At 71.7% G+C, this 20,505-nt stretch carries 17 protein-coding genes and 1 pseudogene; 12 read left to right on the top strand and 6 right to left on the bottom strand.

What is annotated here, in order from left to right:
- The first annotated feature begins 46 nt into the window (after positions 1–46).
- From OG251_RS07915 to OG251_RS07890, 6 genes are all read left to right on the top strand, one after another.
- On the top strand, positions 47–667 hold the full coding sequence (locus OG251_RS07915; protein ID WP_326676482.1) for a TetR/AcrR family transcriptional regulator: 621 nt from the start codon (positions 47–49) through the stop codon (positions 665–667).
- 136 nt (positions 668–803) lie between these two features.
- Positions 804–3,038 carry a molybdopterin-dependent oxidoreductase gene (locus OG251_RS07910; protein ID WP_326676481.1) on the top strand — a complete coding sequence of 745 codons (2,235 nt, stop codon included), beginning with the start codon at positions 804–806 and terminating at the stop codon, positions 3,036–3,038.
- Between the two features lie 122 nt (positions 3,039–3,160).
- Positions 3,161–4,606, top strand: coding sequence for a CitMHS family transporter (locus OG251_RS07905; protein WP_326676480.1), 1,446 nt, complete (start codon positions 3,161–3,163; stop codon positions 4,604–4,606).
- Positions 4,607–4,609: 3 nt separating this feature from the next.
- Positions 4,610–5,800: an MFS transporter gene (locus OG251_RS07900; protein WP_326676479.1), complete on the top strand. Its 1,191-nt coding sequence runs from the start codon at positions 4,610–4,612 to the stop codon at positions 5,798–5,800.
- A 160-nt stretch (positions 5,801–5,960) separates the two neighbouring features.
- Positions 5,961–7,355, top strand: coding sequence for an aldehyde dehydrogenase family protein (locus OG251_RS07895; protein ID WP_326676478.1), 1,395 nt, complete (start codon positions 5,961–5,963; stop codon positions 7,353–7,355).
- A gap of 151 nt (positions 7,356–7,506) precedes the next feature.
- Entirely contained in the window at positions 7,507–8,586 is a 1,080-nt protein-coding gene (locus OG251_RS07890) for a zinc-binding dehydrogenase (protein ID WP_326676477.1), read from the top strand.
- A 52-nt stretch (positions 8,587–8,638) separates the two neighbouring features.
- On the opposite strand, the gene ppk2 is transcribed toward OG251_RS07890, so the two are convergent.
- From ppk2 to OG251_RS07870, 4 genes are all read right to left on the bottom strand, one after another.
- Positions 8,639–9,643, bottom strand: a complete 1,005-nt coding sequence (gene ppk2 / locus OG251_RS07885) for a polyphosphate kinase 2 (protein WP_326676476.1) — start codon at positions 9,641–9,643, stop codon at positions 8,639–8,641.
- Positions 9,609–10,595 (bottom strand): DMT family transporter, encoded by a 987-nt coding sequence (locus OG251_RS07880; RefSeq protein ID WP_326676475.1) that lies wholly within the window; start codon positions 10,593–10,595, stop codon positions 9,609–9,611. Before OG251_RS07880 ends, ppk2 begins: the two co-directional genes overlap by 35 nt.
- A 144-nt stretch (positions 10,596–10,739) precedes the next feature.
- Positions 10,740–11,459 (bottom strand): ArsR/SmtB family transcription factor, encoded by a 720-nt coding sequence (locus tag OG251_RS07875; RefSeq protein ID WP_326676474.1) that lies wholly within the window; start codon positions 11,457–11,459, stop codon positions 10,740–10,742.
- A gap of 15 nt (positions 11,460–11,474) precedes the next feature.
- Positions 11,475–12,155 carry a TetR/AcrR family transcriptional regulator gene (locus tag OG251_RS07870; protein ID WP_073729075.1) on the bottom strand — a complete coding sequence of 227 codons (681 nt, stop codon included), beginning with the start codon at positions 12,153–12,155 and terminating at the stop codon, positions 11,475–11,477.
- Between the two features lie 65 nt (positions 12,156–12,220).
- Between OG251_RS07870 and OG251_RS07865 the strand changes: the two genes are divergently transcribed.
- From OG251_RS07865 to OG251_RS07855, 3 genes are all read left to right on the top strand, one after another.
- On the top strand, positions 12,221–13,372 hold the full coding sequence (locus OG251_RS07865) for an acyl-CoA dehydrogenase family protein (RefSeq protein WP_326676473.1): 1,152 nt from the start codon (positions 12,221–12,223) through the stop codon (positions 13,370–13,372).
- Between the two features lie 97 nt (positions 13,373–13,469).
- Positions 13,470–13,760 carry a YiaA/YiaB family inner membrane protein gene (locus OG251_RS07860; RefSeq protein ID WP_326676472.1) on the top strand — a complete coding sequence of 97 codons (291 nt, stop codon included), beginning with the start codon at positions 13,470–13,472 and terminating at the stop codon, positions 13,758–13,760.
- Positions 13,761–13,852: 92 nt separating this feature from the next.
- Positions 13,853–14,476, top strand: coding sequence for a TetR/AcrR family transcriptional regulator (locus OG251_RS07855; protein ID WP_266808591.1), 624 nt, complete (start codon positions 13,853–13,855; stop codon positions 14,474–14,476).
- Positions 14,477–14,510: 34 nt separating this feature from the next.
- Here the strand turns inward: OG251_RS07855 and OG251_RS07850 are convergent, their stop codons facing one another.
- On the bottom strand, positions 14,511–14,972 hold the full coding sequence (locus OG251_RS07850) for a MaoC family dehydratase (protein WP_073729078.1): 462 nt from the start codon (positions 14,970–14,972) through the stop codon (positions 14,511–14,513).
- A gap of 208 nt (positions 14,973–15,180) precedes the next feature.
- Here OG251_RS07850 and soxR point away from each other — a divergent pair.
- Together soxR and OG251_RS07840 are read left to right on the top strand one after the other, a co-directional pair.
- Positions 15,181–15,651, top strand: a pseudogene (gene soxR / locus OG251_RS07845) (redox-sensitive transcriptional activator SoxR); the annotation flags it as partial.
- A gap of 255 nt (positions 15,652–15,906) precedes the next feature.
- Positions 15,907–16,674, top strand: coding sequence for a hypothetical protein (locus tag OG251_RS07840; RefSeq protein ID WP_326676471.1), 768 nt, complete (start codon positions 15,907–15,909; stop codon positions 16,672–16,674).
- 55 nt (positions 16,675–16,729) lie between these two features.
- Here the strand turns inward: OG251_RS07840 and OG251_RS07835 are convergent, their stop codons facing one another.
- Positions 16,730–17,341, bottom strand: coding sequence for a hypothetical protein (locus OG251_RS07835; protein WP_326676470.1), 612 nt, complete (start codon positions 17,339–17,341; stop codon positions 16,730–16,732).
- A 268-nt stretch (positions 17,342–17,609) separates the two neighbouring features.
- On the opposite strand from OG251_RS07835, the gene OG251_RS07830 reads away from it, so the two are divergent.
- Complete coding sequence (locus OG251_RS07830) at positions 17,610–20,438, top strand: penicillin acylase family protein (RefSeq protein ID WP_326676469.1); 2,829 nt, start codon at positions 17,610–17,612, stop codon at positions 20,436–20,438.
- The last annotated feature ends 67 nt before the right edge of the window (positions 20,439–20,505 follow it).

The following is a 20,505-nucleotide window of genomic DNA, read 5'->3' as shown; positions in this document are numbered from 1 at the left end:
GGACCGGCCTCCACCACCCCTGCCCGCAGAGGAGACCCACGGCATCATGGAGCCCGTGCCCCATGCGAACCCGAACCTCCGCCGTGCCCCGGTGCAGCAGCGCAGCACCGAACGTCTCGCCCGGATACTCGACGCCTGCGCCGAACTGCTCGACGAGACCGGCTACGAACAGCTCTCCACCCGTGCCGTCGCCGTCCGGGCGGAGGTGCCCATCGGCTCCGTCTACCGCTTCTTCTCCAACAAGCGGGCGCTGGTCGACGCCCTGGCCCTGCGCAACCTGAACAGCTACGCCGACCGCATCACGGCGCGGCTGACCGATATCGGGGCCACCGACTGGCGCGGGGTCATCGACGCCGTACTCGACGAGTACCTGGCGATGAAGCGGACCGTCCCCGGCTTCGCCCTCGTCGACTTCGGCGCCCCGTCCCCGGTCGACGACCCGTTGGACGACGCCAACCGGCGGGTCGCGGGCCGGCTCGCCGAACTGCTCGCGGGCCACCTCGGCCGCAGCTTTGACCAGGACCTGCTCCGGGCGATCCTGGTCAGCGTCGAGGCCGCCGACGCCCTCTTCCAACTCGCCTTCCGCACCGACCCGTCGGGCGACCCGGCCATCGTCGCCGAGACCCGGATCCTGATCAGGGCCTACCTCGGGCAGGTCCTCGGCTGACCGGTGCCACCAACCCCTCCCCGCCATGCGTACCGGTCGGTATGCTCGGCCGGGCCGGTGCGGGGGCCGGGGCAGCCGCCCTGCCCGCCCGGCCCATGTTCGCGCGCCACTTCTGTCGCCGCCCCGGGGAGGGCCCATGTCCCACGACGCCCATGACTCCCACGACGCCCTTGAGCCCCGCAACTCCCGTACCGCGCCGCGTATCTGCCCCCTCTGCGAGGCCACCTGCGGTCTCACGCTCACCATCGAGGGGACCAGGGTCACCGGAGCCCGCGGCGACCGGGACGATGTGTTCAGCCGGGGATTCATCTGCCCCAAGGGCGCGTCCTTCGGCGGCCTCGACGCCGACCCGGACCGCCTGCGCACCCCGCTCGTGCGCCGGGACGGTGTGCTGCGGGAGGCGACCTGGGGCGAGGCGTTCGACCTGATCGCCGCGCGGGTCCCCGCGCTGATCGAGGCGCACGGGCGGCAGAGCGCCGGTGTCGTCCTCGGCAACCCCAACGTGCACACGATGGCCGGCGCCCTCTATCCGCCGCTCCTGCTCGCCACGCTCCGTACCCGCAATCTGTTCACCGCGAGCACCCTCGACCAGATGCCCAAGCACGTCTCCAGCGGGCTGCTCTTCGGTGATCCGAACGCCATCGCCGTGCCCGACCTGGACCGCACCGACCACCTGCTGCTGCTCGGCGCCAACCCCCTCGAATCCAACGGCAGCCTCTGTACCGCCCCCGACTTCCCGGGCAGACTCAAGGCGCTGCGCCGCCGCGGCGGCACGCTCACCGTCATCGACCCGCGCCGCACCCGCACCGCCCGCCTCGCCGACCGGCACGCGGTGATCCGGCCCGGCACCGACGCCCTGCTGCTGGCCGCACTCGCCCAGGTCCTGTTCGAGGAGAAGCTCACCGCGCCGGGCGCCCTGGCCGAGCACCTGGACGGACTCGACGAACTCGCCCGCGCGATGGGGGACTTCACCCCCGAAGCGGTCGCCGGGAGCTGCGGCATCGACGCCGCCACCATCCGGACGATCGCCCGCGAGCTCGCCGCCGCCCCCACCGCCGCCGTCTACGGGCGCATCGGCAGCTGCACCGTGGAGCACGGCACCCTCGCGAGCTGGCTGGTCGACGTCCTCAACATCCTCACCGGCAACCTCGACCGCCCCGGCGGCGCCCTCTTCCCGCTCTCCGCCACCGGCCGCGCCCCCCGCCCCGCCGCACCCGGCAAGGGCTTCACCCTCGGCCGCTGGACCAGCCGGGTCTCCGCGCACCCCGAGGCCAAGGGCGAACTGCCCATCGCCGCACTCGCCGAAGAGATCCAGACGCCGGGCGACGACCGCATCCGGGCGCTGATCGTGCTCGCCGCCAACCCCGTGCTCTCGGCACCGGACGGCGACCGCCTCGACCGGGCCCTCGCCGACGGGCTCGACTTCATGGTCAGCGTCGACCCGTACCTCAACGAGACCTCGCGCCACGCCGATGTGGTGCTGCCCCCGCCGCCGCCGTCGCAGAGCGGCCACTTCGACTTCGCGTTCAACTCCTTCGCCGTCCACAACCAGGTCCGCTACACCCGCCCCGCGATACCGCTGGAGGACGGACTGATGGACGAGAGCGAGATCCTCGCCCGCCTCGTCCTGGCCGTGGGCGGGACGCACGGAACGCCCCCGGAGGCCGTCGACGACCTGGCCATCGGCACCGCGCTCACCAAGGCGGGCGCCCCGAAGGAACTCGCCGCCGAACTGTCCGGTCTCACCGGCCCCGAACGCCGGCTCGACCTGATGCTGCGCCTCGGCCCGTACGACCTCACGCTGGACACACTCCTCGCCCACCCGCACGGCATCGACCTCGGTCCGCTCCGGTCGCGCCTCCCGGAGATCCTGCGCACCCGCAGCGGCCGCGTCGAGCTCCTCCCGGCACCGATCGCCGCCGACCTGCCCAGGCTGCGCGGCGCCCTGGCCCAGCGGCGGGGCAAGGACGGGCGGCCCGCGCCGCTCCTCCTCGTGGGCCGCCGCCATCTGCGCTCCAACAACAGCTGGATGCACAACGTGGCCGCCCTGCGCGGCGGCACCAACGTCTGCACCCTCCAGATCCACCCCGACGACGCGGCCCGCCTCGGGCTGGAGGACGGCGCCATGGCCCGTATCAAGGCCGACGGAGGTGAGGTCGAGGCCCCGGCGGAGATCACGGAGACGGTGGGGACCGGAGTGGTGAGCCTGCCGCACGGCTGGGGGCACAGCCGCCCCGGCGCCCGGATGTCCGTCGCGGCGGCGGACCCCGGCGTCAACGTCAATCAGCTGCTCGACGGCTCGCTGCTCGACCCGCTCTCCGGCACCGCAGTGCTCAACGCCTTCCCCGTGTCCGTAGCACCTGCCCATTGACCTGGGGTTTTGCTCGTATTGCTCGCGCGTCAACATCTTGTTAACGCCGCGACGGGGCACCTAACGTCATCCGGACCGCCGACTCCGGTGGGAGTTCAAAGGTGAACGGTTAGGTGTCCCACATGCTGACAATCCTCGGCTTTGCCATGATTGCCACCTTCTTGGTGCTGATCATGACGAAGAAGATGTCGCCGATCGCGGCGCTGGTCCTGATCCCCGCACTCTTCTGCGTCGCCGTCGGCCAGGGGGCCGAGCTCGGCGACTACGTCATCGAGGGCGTCGGCAACCTGGCACCGACCGCCGCCATGCTCATGTTCGCCATCGTGTACTTCGGCGTGATGATCGACGTCGGCCTCTTCGACCCGATCGTCCGGGGCATCCTGCGCTTCTGCAGGGCCGACCCGCTGCGGATCGTCGTCGGTACGGCGGTCCTCGCCGCGATCGTCTCGCTGGACGGCGACGGCTCCACCACCTTCATGATCACCGTCTCGGCGATGTATCCGCTCTACAAGCGCCTGAAGATGAGCCTGGTCGTGATGACCGGTGTCGCCGCCACGGCGAACGGGGTCATGAACACCCTGCCCTGGGGCGGTCCCACCGCCCGCGCCGCCACCGCGCTCAAGGTGGACGCGGCCGACATCTTCGTCCCCATGATCCCGGCGCTCGCCGTCGGACTGCTCGCCGTCCTCATCCTCGCGTACGTCCTCGGCCTGCGTGAGCGCAAGCGGCTCGGCATCCTCACCCTGGACGAGGCCCTCGTCCGGGACCCGGCGACCGGGACGGTGCTCGTCGGTGCGGGTGACGGTGACCGTACCCGCGAGGTCCCCGGCGGAGCCGGTACGGGGACGGGCGCAGGCACGGGCACGGATGCCGACGCCGCACCCGCCACCGGGAACGACGCGGACGACGACGGGGACGACGAGGAGTTCAAGGGCCTCGACCCGAACCGGTCCACCCTGCGCCCCAGGCTCTACTGGTTCAACGCCGGTCTCACCGTGGCCCTGCTGGCCGCGATGATCATGGAACTGATGCCGATCCCGGTCCTCTTCCTGCTCGGCGCGGCCCTCGCCCTCACCGTCAACTTCCCGCACATGCCCGACCAGCGGGCCCGTATCGCGGCCCACGCGGACAACGTCCTCAATGTCTCCGGCATGGTCTTCGCCGCCGCCGTCTTCACCGGTGTCCTCACCGGCACCGGAATGGTCGAGCACATGGCCGACTGGCTCGTCGGCGCCATCCCCGACGGGATGGGCCCGCACATGGCCATCGTCACCGGTCTGCTCAGCCTGCCGCTCACGTACTTCATGTCCAACGACGGCTTCTACTTCGGTGTCGTCCCCGTCCTCGCCGAGGCCGGAGCCGCCCACGGCGTCTCTCCCCTGGAGATCGCCCGCGCCTCCCTGGCCGGGCAGGCCCTCCACATGTCGTCCCCGCTCGTCCCCGCCGTCTACGTCCTCGTCGGCATGGCGAAGGTCGAGTTCGGCGACCACACCCGGTTCACCGTCAAGTGGGCCGTGCTCACCTCCCTCGTGGTGCTCTGCGCCGGAATCCTCTTCGGCACCATCTGATCCATGGCTGCCACCAACGGCCCCGGCAGGGGCTGGCTGCTGCGCCTCGTCATCGCCTTCGCGTTCGCGCAAGGAGCGGTGTCGATGGCGCGGCCCGCCGTCTCCTACCGGGCCCTGTCCCTGGGCGCGGACGAGCGGGCCATCGGCGTCATCGCCGGGGTGTACGCACTCCTCCCGCTGTTCGCCGCCGTGCCACTGGGGCGCAGGACCGACCACGGCCGCTGCGCACCCCTGCTGCCGCTCGGCGTCGCCCTGATCGTCGGCGGCTGCGCCCTGAGCGGCCTCGCCGGTTCCCTCCCCGAGATGGCGGCCTGGAGCGGAGTGATGGGCCTGGGCCACCTCTGCTTCGTGATCGGCGCCCAGTCGATCGTCGCCCGGCAGTCCGCGCCCGACGAACAGGACCGCGACTTCGGCCACTTCACCATCGGCGCCTCGCTCGGCCAGCTCATCGGCCCGATCGCCGCCGGCTGTGTCGTCTCCGGGCGGGACGGCGCCATGGACCGTACGAGCGCGCTGGCCCTCCTCGTCGCGGCGGCCGTCGCCGCCGTCTCCTTCGCCTCCCTCCGGCGCATCGAACACCGGGCCCCCGCCCGGCCCGCCGGACCGTCGGCGCGGAAGGTCCCCGTCGGCTCCATCCTGCGCACCCGCGGGGTTCCGGCGGGCATCTTCATCAGCCTGGCCGTGCTCTCCGCCACCGACATCCTCACCGCGTACCTGCCCGTCGTCGGCGAACACCGCGGTATCGCCCCCGCCACCGTCGGACTGCTGCTGAGCCTGCGGGCCGCCGCCACCATCGCCTGCCGGCTGGCGATGACACCGATGCTCCGCGTCCTCGGCCGGACCGCCCTGCTCACCAGCACCTGCCTGCTCGCCGCCCTGCTCTGCGCGGGTATCGCGCTGCCCCTGCCCGTATGGGCGCTGGCCGTGCTGCTCGCCGTGCTCGGGTTCTGCCTGGGCGTCGGCCAGCCCCTGTCCATGACCACCGTCGTGCGGGCCGCGCCCGCCGGGTCCCGCTCCACCGCCCTCGCCCTGCGGCTGACCGGCAACCGCCTCGGCCAGGTCGCGGCCCCGGCCTCCGCCGGACTGATCGCCGGTTTCGCGGGCACCGCGGCCCCGTTCGTGATGCTCGGCGCGCTGCTCCTGGGCGCCGCGGGTCTCGGCGCCCGCGGCGAAGGGCCCCGCACCGCCCGGTGAGCGGCCCTCGGGACCGCGTCCGGGCCCGCTCCACCAGGGACGCCCCGGCGGGACAGGGGAGTTCATCCGTGAGCGCCTGCGCCCCTGGCGCCCAAAAACTAACGGCGCTAGTTTGGGGTCCGGACGACAACGGCAGCACCCATGCCCTGGAGGACATGCCATGAAGGCCCATGACGGGATGTACATCGGCGGTACGTGGCGGACGGCCGAGGGCCCGGACACGATCGCGGTCGTGAACCCCGCGGACGAGCAGGTCATCGCCCGGGTCCCGGCCGGCACGGCGGCCGACATCGACGCCGCGGTACGTGCCGCCCGCGCCGCGTTCCCGGGCTGGGCGGCGACGCCGTCCAGCGAGCGCGCGGCCCGGATCGCCGCCCTGCGCGACGCCTTGGACGCCCGCAAGGACGACATCGCCGAGACCGTCACCGCGGAACTGGGCGCGCCCCTTCCGCTCTCGCGGAAGGTGCACGCGGCCCTGCCGGTGGTCGTCGCCGGTTCGTACGCCGAACTCGCCGCCACGTACGCCTTCGAGGAGAAGCTCGGCAGCTCCACCGTCCTGCTGGAGCCCGTCGGTGTGGTCGGCGCCATCACCCCCTGGAACTACCCGCTCCACCAGATCGTCGCCAAGGTGGCACCCGCGCTCGCCGCGGGCTGCACGATCGTCCTCAAGCCCGCCGAGGACACCCCGCTCACCGCTCAGCTGTTCGCCGAGGCCACCGAGGCGGCGGGGCTGCCCGCCGGGGTCTTCAACCTCGTCACCGGTCTAGGCCCGGTCGCCGGACAGGCCCTCGCCGAGCACGAGGGCGTCGACCTGGTCTCGTTCACCGGATCGACCGCCGTGGGCAGGCGGATCGGGGCGACCGCGGGTGCCGCCGTCAAGCGCGTCGCCCTGGAACTGGGCGGCAAGTCCGCCAACGTGATCCTGCCCGGCGCCGATCTGGCCAAGGCCGTCAACGTCGGCGTCGCCAACGTGATGTCCAACTCCGGCCAGACGTGCAGCGCCTGGACCCGGATGCTGGTCGACGCCGAGCGGTACGAGGAGGCGGTGGCCCTCGCCGCGGCGGCCGTCGCCAAGTACGTACCGGGGGAGCGGGTCGGCCCCGTGGTCAACGCCAAGCAGCGCGACCGGGTGCGCGGCTACATCGAACAGGGCATCGCGGAGGGCGCCAGGCTCGTCGCCGGCGGCCCCGAGGCCCCGAAGGAGGAGGGCTACTACATCAGCCCCACGGTGTTCGCCGACGTCACCCCGGACATGGCCATCGCCCGCGAGGAGATCTTCGGCCCGGTCCTGGCGATCCTCCGTTACGAGGACGTGGACGACGCCCTCCGGATCGCCAACGACACCGTGTACGGCCTGGCCGGAGCCGTCTGGGCCGCCGATGACGCCGAAGCCGTGGCGTTCGCCCGCCGGATGGACACCGGCCAGGTCGACATCAACGGCGGACGCTTCAACCCGCTGGCCCCCTTCGGCGGCTACAAGCAGTCGGGCGTCGGGCGCGAACTGGGCCCGCACGGTCTGGCGGAGTACCTCCAGACCAAGTCGCTCCAGTTCTGAGCGGACTTTCGCCGTCCGAGCCGCTCCGGTTCCGAGCGGGCCTCCCCGTCCCAGCCGCTCCGGGGCGGAGCGCGCCTCGCCGTCCCAGCCGCGCTACGTATCCGAACGCATCCGAACGCCTTCGAACCAGCCCCAACCAAGGAGCCTGCACGTGGTCCGCGCCGCCGTACTGCCCGCCGTCGGAGCTCCCCTGGAGATCACCGACATCGCACTCCCGCAACCCGGCCCCGGCCAGGTGCGCGTCGCCCTCGCCGCCGCAGGGGTCTGCCACTCCGACCTGTCCCTGTCGAACGGCACCATGCGGGTCCCGGTGCCCGCCGTCCTCGGCCACGAGGGCGCCGGAACCGTCATCTCCGTCGGCGAGGGCGTCACCCATGTCGCCCCCGGCGACGGTGTCGTCCTCAACTGGGCACCGTCCTGCGGGACCTGCTTCCACTGCGGGATCGGCGAGGTCTGGCTCTGCGCCGACGCCCTCAAGGGCGCAGGCAACATCCATGCCCGTACCGCCGACGGCACCGAACTCCACCCCGGTCTGAACGTCGCGGCCTTCGCCCAGGAGACCGTCGTCGCCGGGAAATGCGTGCTCCCCGCCCCGGCCGGCATCCCGCTCACCGACGCCGCCCTGCTCGGCTGCGCCGTCCTCACCGGCTACGGCGCGATCCACCACTCCGCCCGGGTCCGCGCGGGCGAGAGCGTCGTCGTGTTCGGGATCGGCGGGGTCGGCCTCGCCGTCCTCCAGTCCGCCCGGATCGCGGGTGCCCCGCGGATCATCGCGGTCGACGTCTCCCCCGAGAAGGAGGAGCTGGCCCGGCGGGCCGGGGCCACCGACTTCGTCCTCGCCTCCGCCACCACCCCGCGCGAGATCCGCAAACTCACCGGAGGCCAGGGCGCGGACGTCGCCGTGGAGTGCGTCGGACGGCCCGCCACGATCCGCGGAGCCTGGGAGTCCACCCGGCGCGGTGGGCGTACCACGGTGGTCGGCATCGGCGGAAAGGATCAGGAAGTCACCTTCAACGCCCTGGAGATCTTCCACTGGGGCCGGTCACTGACGGGCTGCGTCTACGGCAACAGCGACCCGGAGCGGGATCTGCCGGTACTCGCCGAACACATCCTCGCGGGCCGCTTCGACGTCTCGATGATGGTCACCGAACGGATCGGGCTGGACGGTATCCCGGCGGCCTTCGACAACATGATCGCGGGCAGGGGCGGCCGTGCGCTGGTGGTGTTCTAGGCACACCGCCCCGTGACACCGGAGCCCGCCGGGACCCCCGGGGGCGGCGGGCTCAGTTGTCCGGGGTCAGCAGCCGGGCGTCCATCTCGCCCTGCTCGAACAGCCGGGAGGCCGGGCCCACGATCAGCGGGTCCGGCTCCCCGACCAGTTCCAGGTCCTTGCCCGGATAGTCGAAGCGGTGCAGGACATGGCGCATCGCCTCCAGCCGGGCCCGCTTCTTGTCGTTGCTCTTCACCACGGTCCAGGGCGAGTCGGCCGTGTCCGTGTGGAACAGCATCAGCTCCTTGGCCTCGGTGTACGCGTCCCACTTGTCGAGCGAGGCGAGGTCGACCGGGCTCAGCTTCCACCGTCGTACCGGATCGATCTGCCGGATCATGAACCGGTTGCGCTGCTCATTGCGCGAGACGGAGAACCAGAACTTCACCAGACGGATGCCGTCGCGGGCGAGCATCCGCTCGAAGTCCGGCGCCTGGTGCATGAATTCGAGGTACTCGCGGGTCGTGCAGAACCCCATCACCCGTTCCACCCCGGCCCGGTTGTACCAGGAGCGGTCGAACAGCACGATCTCCCCGGCGCTCGGCAGATGGGCCACGTACCGCTGGAAGTACCACTGGGTGCGCTCGCGCTCGGTCGGCTTCTCCAGCGCCACCACCCGCGCACCACGCGGATTGAGATGCTCGGTGAACCGCTTGATCGTGCCGCCCTTGCCCGCCGCGTCACGCCCCTCGAAGAGGATCACCAGCCGTTCGTCGCGCTCCTTCACCCAGTGCTGGAGCTTCAGCAGCTCGATCTGAAGGGCGCGCTTGGCCTTGTCGTAGTCACGCCGGCGTAGCTTGCGCTCGTACGGGTAGTCCTCGCGCCAGGCGTCCCGGGCGTGGCCCTTCGGCGTCACCAGGACCGGGTCGTCGTCCCCGCTGTCGACCACACCGAATCCGCCGAGATACGGGCCCCCGTACCGTGCCGCCCGCTTCTCGGACTCCGGAGCGGAATCGCGCTTCGGGTCGGTCCCGCGCCGCGTCCCGCTACGGTCGCCCCGCTGATTGCCGTTCTTCGCCATGACGGGATCCCTCCACGGGCAGCGCTGGATTCTTCCGCGTCAGGCCAGTGTGCTGACGGGTCCGGGAGACCGCCACCCCGGCCAGGCAGAGCAGCCCGCCGCCGATGCTGAGCAGCGCGGGAACCTCGTCCAGCAGCAGCCAGGCCATCACCACCACCAGTGCGGGCACCGCGTACGTGGTGGCGCCCATCCTGCCCGCGGTGGTGCGGGCCAGGGCGTAGGCCCAGGTGGTGAAGGCGAGAGCGGTCGGGAAGACGCCCAGGTAGACCATGTTCAGCGTGGCGGACAGCGGCGCGTCGGCGGCCTCGGAGACCAGCGCCCCGGAGAACGGCAGACACGCGACCGTACCGATCAGGCAGCCGAAGGTGGTGACCTGAAGGGCGGAACCGTGCCGCAGAGCGGGCTTCTGGCTCACCACCCCGGCCGCGTACGCCACGGCGGCCAGCAGGCAGAGCAGGACCCCCAGCACCGAGGATCCGCCGTGACCTGACAGGGAGAGCCCGACCACCGCCGCTCCCGCGAACGAGACCGCCATCCCCGCCAGCAGTCTGCGCGGCAGCCCTTCACCGAGCAGCCGGGCGCCGAGCAGGGCGATCAGGATCGGCCCGATGTTCACCACCATCGCGGCCGTCCCGGCGTCCACCTCCTGCTCACCCCAGTTGAGCACCACCATGTAGAGCCCGAACCAGAGCAGCCCGGAGGTGACGATGCCGGGCCAGGCGGCCCTGGCGGGCAGCCCCTCGCGGCGTACGAGACAGATCGCACCGAGCACGAGCGTGCCCGCCAGCAGCCGGCCGAGGGCCAGCGCACCGGGCGAATACGCCTCGCCCGCGCTGCGGATGGAGACAAAGGCGGAGGCCCACAGCACCACCGTGGTGCAGGCGGCGGCGGGGGCCCGCCAGTCGCGCGCCGATGCGGATCGCGCGGGTGATCCCGGTGTCGTCGTCGTCATGACCACGACGCTACGGCCGTGACGTTGCGGCCCCCACCGAATTGTCGTCCTCGGTCAATCGTCGGCCGGCCGGTCGCTCGGCTCGTCACGCGGCGGCCCGTCGTGGGCCGGCCGGTCACGCGGCCGCCGGTCCCGCGCCGGTCGTCAGTCGAGCGCCGACGCCTCGATGCCGAGCAGCCCCGACAGCGCCCGCTGTCCGTCCGGCGTCGCCCGTACCGCGCGCCCCGACCCGATCCGTACGCACCACCCGTTGTCCAGCGCGTGCCGGCACAGCGCGGCGCCCGCGACGCCCGCCAGGTGCGGGCGGCGTTCCGTCCAGTCCAGACAGCTGCGTACGAGCGGCCGCCGGGACGTCGAACGGAGGCTGATGCCCAGCGCGTCGAACCAGCCCAGGCCCTCGTCGGTGAGGGCGAAGCCGGTGTCCTGACGCAGCAGCCCGCGTTCGGCCATCGCCTCGGTGATCCTGATGCCGAGCCGGCCCGCGAGATGGTCGTAGCAGGTGCGCCCCCGGGCCAGGGCACTGCTCATGCTCGCCGCGCGCAGGGTGCGCGGCTGTTCCGGCGCGTCGGGCATCACCTGGGCGGCCAGCTCCTCGACGAGGTGCGCGACGCGTTCGTCGGCCAGCCGTACATAGCGGTGACGGCCCTGCCGTTCCTCGGCCAGCAGCCCGCCCGCCACCAGCTTGCCCAGGTGCTCGCTGGCGGTCGAAGGGGCGACCCGGGCGTACCGGGCCAGCTCACCGGCCGTCCAGGCGCGCCCGTCGAGCAGGGCGAGGCAGAAGGAGGCGCGGGTCTCGTCGGCGAGCAGCGTGGCCAGCGCGGCGAGGCGCGGAGCGGCCGGATCGTGCGGTGTCGGGCGTGCCATACGGTCCAGGATGCGTCAGGAACGGTTCGGTGTGGGCCGAACCGTCGCCGCCCCGGCGCGGACCACCTGCTCGTACTGGAGCGCGAGCCCGTCCAGCAGGGCCCGCAGCCCGGTCCCGAAGGCGCCCTCGTCCACCTGCTGGCGGCGGTCCGCCAGCAGGTGGGCCTGGCCGAGGTGCGGGTAGTCCGCCGGGTCGTACGCGGTCTCGTCGTCGACGAAACCGCGGGCGAAGGAGCCCAGTGCCGAACCGGTGATGAAGTAGCGCATCAGTGCCCCGATGTACGTGGCCTGGGCGGGCGGCCAGCCCGCCCCGACCATCCCGCCGAACACCGCGTCGGCGACCCGCAGACCGGCCGGCCGACGGCCGGGGCCCTGCGCGAGGACCGGGACGATGTGCGGGTGCTCGGTGAGCGCCGCGCGGTAGGAGACGGCCCAGTCGTGCAGGGCCTCGCGCCAGTCCCGGGGGTCGGACGCGTCGAACATCGACAGGTCGACCTGGGCGGAGACGGCGTCGGCGACCGCGTCCAGGATCTCGTCCTTGTTGCGGAAGTGGTTGTAGAGCGAGGGTCCGCTGACCCCCAGCTCGGCCGCCAGACGGCGGGTGGAGACGGCGTCCAGCCCCTCGGAGTCCACGAGTGCGCTCGCCGTCCCGACGATGCGGTCTCTGCTGAGGAGGGGCTTGCGCGGTCGGGCCATGCGGCTCATAGTAGGGCCTGCGAGCAAGAAACTAGCAGTGCTAATTAAAAGTGGGGTGCCGTCCGATGAACCTGGAGCTCAGCGAGGAGCAGGAAGCCGTCCGGCGGCTGGCCGAGGACTTCGTCGCCCGTGAGGTCACTCCTCATGCCGTCGAGTGGGACCGCGCCGAGAGCGTCGACAAGTCGATCGTGGGGAAGCTGGGTGCGCTCGGCTTCCTCGGGCTCACCGTTCCCGAGGAGTACGGCGGCTCGGGCGGTGACCATCTCTCGTACTGCCTGGTCACCGAGGAGCTGGGGCGTGGGGACTCCGCGGTCCGCGGCATCGTGTCCGTCTCGCTCGGCCTGGTCGCCAAGACCATCGCGTCCTGGGGGTCCGAGGAGCAGAAGCGCCGGTGGCTCCCGCCTCTCACCGCGGGCGAGGCGATCGGCTGCTTCGCCCTCACCGAGCCGGGGACCGGCTCCGACGCCGGGAACCTCACGACGAGGGCCGTCCGCGACGGCGGCGACTACGTCATCAACGGCACCAAGATGTTCATCACCAACGGAACCTGGGCCGATGTGGTGCTGCTCTTCGCCCGCACCAACGACACCCCTGGCCACAAGGGGATCTCCGCCTTCCTGGTCCCCGCGGACAGCCCCGGCCTCACCCGCCGCACCATCCACGGCAAGCTCGGTCTGCGTGGCCAGGCCACGGCCGAGCTGGTGCTGGAGGGCGTCCGGGTGCCCGCCGCCGCGCTCATGGGGCCGGAGGGCAAGGGCTTCTCCCTCGCCATGTCCGCCCTGGCCAAGGGGCGGATGTCGGTCGCGGCGGGCTGCGTCGGCATCGCCCGGGCGGCACTCGACGCCGCCCTGCGGTACGCGGGCGAGCGCGAGCAGTTCGGCAAGTCCATCGCGAGCTATCAGCTGGTCCAGGAGCTGATCAGCGACATCTCCGTGGACGTCGACGCCGCCCGGCTGCTGACCTGGCGGGTCGCCGACCTCATCGACCGGGGCGAGGAATTCGCCACGGCCGCCTCCACGGCGAAGCTCTTCGCCTCCGAGGCGGCCGTACGCGCCGCCAACAACGCCCTCCAGGTCTTCGGCGGCTACGGCTACATCGACGAGTACCCGGTCGGCAAGCTGCTGCGCGACGCCCGTGTGATGACGCTCTACGAGGGCACCAGCCAGATCCAGAAGCTGATCATCGGCCGGGCGCTGACCGGGGTCTCCGCCTTCTGACCGATTCCGGACGGCCATCACTCGAACGGGCGTCTGAGTACCGGGCTGAGTACGGATGCGGATGTGGCGAACGCCATGCCGGCGGATGCTGTGCGGCATGAGTGAGACGACATCGGTCAAGCAGCACAGCACCGCGGCCTTCTACGGCCAGGCCGTCGCATCCTTCGGGGTGGCGATGGGTGCGGTGGCCCTCGGCATCTACTTCCTCGACGCCGACGCGTGGGTGCGCGGTTTCCTCGCCATCTGCGTGCTCTACCTCGTCACGTCGTGCTTCACACTGGCCAAGGTCATCAGGGACCGCCAGGAGGCGGGGCAGCTCATCAGCCGCGTCGACCAGGCGCGACTGGAGAAGATCCTCGCCGAGCACGACCCCTTCCAGAAGCTCTGACCTCGGCCTCGGCATCCGGAGCCCCGGACTCTAAGCGCTTGCTCAGGTTCGGGGTATGGTGTTCGTCCGCTGACGGAGAGGGGTACGTGGCGATGAGTACGGCGCAGGAGATGGACGGTGACGACACCCCGTGGGGTGAGGTGACGCCCGAGGCGGCCAGGCGGCTCCTCGTCGCCGCCGTCGACGCGTTCGCCGAGCGCGGGTACCACGCGACCACCACCCGCGACATCGCCGGCCGTGCCGGGATGAGCCCGGCCGCGCTCTACATCCACTACAAGACCAAGGAGGAGCTGCTCCACCGGATCAGCAAGATCGGCCATGACCGGGCCCTGTACGTCCTGGAGGCGGAGGCCGACCGGGACGGCACCGCGGCCGAGCGGCTCGCCGGAGCGGTCCGCTCCTTCGTCCGCTGGCACGCCGAACGGCACACCACCGCACGCGTCGTGCAGTACGAGCTGGACGCCCTCGGTGACGAGCACCGCACCGAGATCGTCGAGCTGCGCCGCAAGAGCGACGCCGTGGTGCGCCGGATCATCAGCGAGGGCGTACGGGCGGGGGAGTTCGACGTTCCCGATGTCCCCGGCACCACGCTCGCGGTGCTGTCGCTCTGCATCGACGTGGCGCGCTGGTTCAACGCGCAGGGGAGCCGGACGCCCGACGAGGTCGGCGAGCTCTACGCCGACCTCGTGCTGCGCATGGTCGGTGCCCAGAAGTAGTGGTTCCGCGACCCCGGCGGGTGTGCGCGGTGGCTCAGAAGTAGTAGCGCGACACCGACTCGGCGACGCAGGCCGGCTTGTCGCCGCCCTCGCGCTCGACGGTGACCAGCGCGGTGACCTGGACGCCCCCGCCCGCCTCCTCGACGCTCTTGAGCACGGCCGTGGCGCGCAGTCGTGAGCCCACCGGGACGGTCGAGGGGAAGCGGACCTTGTTGGATCCGTAGTTGATGCCCATCTTCATGCCCTCGACCCGCATGACCTGCGGTACGAGGGCGGGCAGCAGGGACAGTGTCAGATAGCCGTGCGCGATCGTCGTGCCGAACGGCCCGCCCGCGGCCCGCTCGGGGTCCACATGGATCCACTGGTGGTCACCGGTCGCCTCGGCGAACCGGTCGATCCGCTTCTGGTCGATCTCCAGCCAGTCGCTGTGACCCAGCTGCTCGCCCACCCCGTCGCGCAGCTCCTGTGCGGATGTGAAGATCTTCGGCTCTGCCATGGTTCCGGTCCCTGCCTTCCGGCTCTGTGCCTTCATGCGGCGCCTCGCGGCTCGATGTCTAAGCGCTTGCTCAGCATCCTTCGGGTGGTGCGGTCCTGTCAACGACGGCGCGTCCGGAGTGCGGGGCGCCGTCGGCGACTCGCGGTTGATCGGCAGGGTTTTCGAAGAGGGAGGCGAGGTTCGAGGTGGGACCAGTAGGGTTTGAGGAGTGCCACAGATCCCACAGACACTCCATGAACTCACGGTCGGCCAGCTCTCCGCGCGCAGCGGGGCCGCGGTTTCCGCCCTGCACTTCTACGAGTCCAAGGGCCTGATCAGCAGCCGCCGTACCAGTGGCAATCAGCGCCGCTACACCAGGGACGCCCTGCGCCGGGTGGCGTTCGTGCGCGCCTCGCAACGCGTCGGCATCCCGCTCGCCACCATCAGGGACGCACTGGCCGAACTGCCCGAGGGGCGAACCCCGAACCGGGACGACTGGGCCAGGCTCTCCCGGGCGTGGCACGGCGAACTGGACGAGCGCATCGCCCAGTTGGCCCGGCTGCGCGACCATCTGACCGACTGCATCGGCTGCGGATGTCTGTCCTTGGAGACCTGTGTGCTCTCCAATCCCAACGACATCTCCGGTGACCGGATCACCGGTTCGCGTCTGATGCCCGAGCGCAAGCCGTCCGACGGCGGGGAGAAGCCCGGCGGCGGGGACGAGCCCGCTGGTGAGGCGGAGCCCGGTGGTGACGCGGAGCCCGGCGGGAGCACGCAGCGGGGCGGCGGCACGGCGTCGGAGGGCGGCCAGGATCAGAACTGCCCGCAACCGCCGGACTGTTAGGGGCAGTCGGAGCCTGGGGGCGCGGGGGAGCGCGAAGGGGTGCGCGTCCGGTAGTGTCGCGCTCTTCGGCCGGCGCATGCCGCGTACCGGAGTCCCCTCCGGAGGGTCCCAGTGACCTCGCGCCCCCTCGACCTGGCCGTCGCCCGGGTACGCACGGTCTTCGCCGGAATGACGAGTCCGACGGAGACCGGTTGCGGTCGGTGCCATCTGCCTGGGGAGACCGCGCTGTTGCGCACCCCTGACGTACCGGTACCGCCCGACGTCCTGAGCAGGTACGCGGCCGAGGTGGCCGACCATTTCGACGATCTGGACGCGTCGATGCGCCGTCTGCTGCCCGACCTGGTGGAACTCCTCGTGGCGGGTGGGGTGGACGGCGCCTACGGCGGGCTGAACGCCCTGGGCCGTACCCGCTGGGGCCGCTGGCCGGCCGAGCAGCGGGAGGCCGTCCACGGCTTCTTCGAGGCGTGGTTCACCCAGGTGCTGCGGACCCCGCCGGAGGAGTCCGGCGGGGGAACCACCTGCCACGACGTGCTCCAGTCCTGTGTCACCTCGCTCAGCACCCTCACTCCCTTTCTCGCGATCTGGGCGGCCGAGGGGTACGGCGGGTCCGCCGACGCCCATCTGCTCGTCTGTGTGGAGCGGTACATCGACGACCTCATCGTCGACGAGTGGCCGCTGGGCTGGTGGGCCGATCACGGACGGGACGAGCCCGTCGCGGAGCTGCGGGCATGGGTGCATGAGCAGGCCCCGGACCGACTGCGCGCAGTGGGCGCCGACCCGGCACTCCTCCTCCGGGTCGAAGTGCTCGGACTGCCCTGCGACGACCGGTGGCCCGCCCTGGAGGCGCTCGACCACCCCAGCGGCGCCGGGGACGGGTGAGCGCCGCGTCGCTTCCCGGACCGTCGCTTCCCGGACCGCCCGGCCCGGGTGCGCCTCACGCCGCCGACGCCAGGTCCCGGTGACGCATCCGCCGGGCCCTCGCCAGCGCACCGGCCGTCAGCACGGGCCGCGGCACCACGATGCCGCATCCGGTGCAGACCGGCCCCGACCACGGCTCCCGGCCGGCGTCCTGCCGCCAGGCGAAACCGGTCGCCGTGCAGACCGGGCAGGCCGCCCCGGGCTCCGACCCCAGTGCCGCGATCAGCCGGCGCAGCACCTCGGCGAGCGGTGCGGACGGATGGACCCCGGGGTCGGCGCAACGGGCGACACCGTTGCCGCCCCAGGTGCGGCGGTGCCAGTCGTCGAACGCGGCCGGCCGGCGCCGCCCGTCGTGCTTCTCGCGCCGCCTGCGCTCCGCGAACCCCGTCTCGTACGCGAGCCAGATGGCCCGCGCCTCCTCCAGCTCCTCCAGCGCGCGCATCAGGCGCACCGGATCGGGGGCCCGGTCCTCGGGTCCGATCCCGTGCCGGGCGCACAGATGGTGCCACGTCGCCCGGTGGCCGTAAGGGGCGAACCTCTCCAGGCACTTGCGCAGCGAGTACCGCCGCAATGCCAGATCGCCCAGCGGATCGCGGACCTGTCTCGCAAGACTCCGGAAACCAGCCATGACACTGCCACCTCCGTCACTCGTACTTCGGCGTCAAGGAATGGACGTACGACTGCCCGTTTCGGCTCCATCGAAAGATGAGAAACGTCCAATGGCTGAGACACCCCACGTGGGGCCGGGGTGATGACCGGTTGCGTGGCGGCGCGCGCCCCGGTGGTGAGAGGGCGTGCGCACATGTGGTGATTCGGAGAAGGTGACCGATGTTCACCTTACTGATGGGTGATACCGCCAGTAACCTCCGGCGCATCGGCCTCTCGGAGGAGCACGCATGCCCCCACGCACCGGCACATTCAGGGCCGCCGCAGTCGCGGCCGCCCTCGCCCTCGGTACCTTCCTGCCGACGGCCTCGCCACCGGCCCGGGCCGCGGCGGCGGAACCCGTACCCGTCACCGATCACTGCCAGGGGCAGTGCGCCGACATCCTCCCCCCGGGCGAGAACGGCAACGCCACCCTCGTCGAGATCCTCGGCAACAAGGCGTTCGGCACGCACCCGGCCCACAGCGACGACCAACTCGACCGCTACAACGGCCTGGTGGCCGGGCACACCGCTCTCACCGACCGGAAGCTGACCGACTTCTTCAACGACGCCTCCTTCGGGGTCGCGAAGGACCGGATCGAATCCGTCATCTCGCCCCGCGAGGACGTCACCATCACCCGGGACAAGGCCAGCGGTGTCCCCCACATCAAGGGCACCACCCGTTACGGCACCGAATTCGGCGCCGGGTTCGCCGCCGGCCAGGACCGGCTCTGGCTGATGGACCTCTTCCGGCACATCGGGCGCGGCGAACTGACCTCGTTCGCGGGCGGCGCCCTCGCCAACCAGGGCCTGGAGCAGCAGTTCTGGCCGCAGGCCCCGTACACCGAGGCCGACCTCGAAGCCCAGGTCGAGCGGATCAGGACCACCGAGGGCCCGCAGGGCGAGCAGGCCATGGCCGACGCCCAGGCGTATGTCGACGGGATCAACGCCTACCGGGAGAAGTCCAAGAAGGGCCGCTACTTCCCCGGCGAGTACGTCCTCACCGGCAAGATCGACGCCATCACCAACATCGGCGAGATCCAGCCCTTCCGGCTGACCGACCTGATCTCGATCGCGTCCGTCGTCGGCGGGCAGTTCGGCGGTGGCGGAGGCGGTGAGGTGCAGGCCGCCCTCTCCCTGCTGGCCGCCCAGGAGAAGTACGGCGTCGCCGAAGGAACCAAGGTCTGGGAGTCGTTCCGGCAGCGCGAGGATCCCGAGGCCGTGCTCACCGTCCACGACGGCACCGCGTTCCCGTACGCGGGCAAGCCGGACAACGCCCGCGGCACCGCCCTTCCCGACCGGGGCTCCGTCACACCCGAACCACTGATCCACGACCGGACCGGCTCGGCGGGAACAGACCGGAAGGACCCGGTCGAGGCCCCGGCCGCCCTCGAACCGCTCCAGGGCATGTACGACAAGGGCGTCATCCCCGAGGGCTCGCTCCCGGGCTCCGGCACCGGCGCCGAGAAGCGCGGCATGTCCAACGCCCTGCTGGTCTCCGGCAAGCACACCGCGAGCGGAAACCCGATCGCCGTCTTCGGACCGCAGACCGGCTATTTCGCACCCCAGTTGATGATGCTCCAGGAACTCCAGGGTCCCGGCATCAGCGCCCGGGGCGTCTCCTTCGCCGGAGTCGGCATGTACATCCAGATGGGCCGCGGTCAGGACTACGCCTGGAGCGCCACCTCGGCCGGCCAGGACATCACCGACACGTACGCCATCGAGCTGTGCGAACCCGGAGGCGGCGCCCCCACCAAGGACTCCACGCACTACCTCTACCGGGGCACCTGCACCGCGATGGAGAAACTGGAGCGCGCCAACTCCTGGAAGCCGACCGTCGCCGACTCCACCGCCGCGGGCTCCTACCTCATGCGGGTGTGGCGCACGAACTACGGCATCGTCACCCATCGCGCCACGGTGGCCGGCAAGCCCGTCGCGTACACCTCGCTGCGCACCACCTACCGCCACGAGGCCGACTCGATCATCGGCTTCCAGCTGCTCAACGACCCCGAACAGGTCAAGGACGCCGCCTCCTTCCAGCGCGCGGCAAGCCATATCGACTACGCCTTCAACTGGTTCTACGCCGACTCCCGCACCGCCGCCTACTTCAACAGCGGCATGAACCCGGTCCGGGCGCAGGGCGTCGACCCGGCCCTGCCGATCAGCGCCGAGCGGGCGTACGAGTGGCGGGGCTACGACCCGGCGGCCAACACCGCCGACTACACCCCGTACGCCGAGCACCCGCAGTCCAGCGGCCAGGACTACTACGTCTCCTGGAACAACCGGCAGGCCGAGGGCTACGCGAGCGCGGGCTTCGGCTTCGGGGCCGTGCACCGGGGCGACCTGCTGGACGACCGGGTGGCGAGGCTCGTCGAGGAGGGCGGGGTCACCCGCGCCTCCCTGACCCGGGCCATGGCCGATGCCGCGCTCACCGATCTGCGGGGCGAGCGGCTGCTGCCCGAACTGCTGAAGGTGGTGCGCTCCCGGCCCGTCTCCGACCCGGAGGTCAGTGCGGCGGTGCAGCAGCTGGAGTCCTGGCGGGCGGCCGGATCGCAGCGCAGGGAGAGCGGTGAGGGCTCCCACACGTACACCCACGCGGACGCGGTACGGATCATGGACGCCTGGTGGCCGAAACTGATCGAGGCCGAATTCCGGCCCGGCCTGGGCGACGGCCTCTACAACGCCCTGACCGGCAGCCTCGCCGTCGACGAATCCCCGGCGGCCGCCCACGGGCCGAGCGGGGCGCACAGCGGTTCCGCCTTCCAGTACGGCTGGTGGGGCTTCGCCGACAAGGATCTGCGCCAGGTCCTCGGGCAGCCCGTCAAGGGCCCGCTGGCGAAGACGTACTGCGGCAACGGCGACCTGAGCAGCTGCCGTGACGCCCTGCTCGCCACCCTGAAGCAGGCGGCGGCCGAACCGGCCACCGAGGTCTATCCCGGTGACGACAGTTGCGGGCCCGGCGAGCAGTGGTGCTCCGACGCGATCATCCACCGCCCGCTGGGCGGGATCTCGCAGAAGTCGATCCACTGGCAGAACCGGCCGACCTATCAGCAGGTCGTGGAGTTCCCCTCCCACCGGTAGGGATCTCGTGGAGGGGCCCGGCCGCCCGGTATCGCCGACCTGACCAGGCGATATTCGGTGGCCGGGC

This window comes from Streptomyces sp. NBC_01237 (assembly GCF_035917275.1).
In the GTDB taxonomy this organism is placed as follows: Bacteria; Actinomycetota; Actinomycetes; order Streptomycetales; family Streptomycetaceae; genus Streptomyces.
This window is presented reverse-complemented; position numbering and strand designations above follow the sequence as displayed.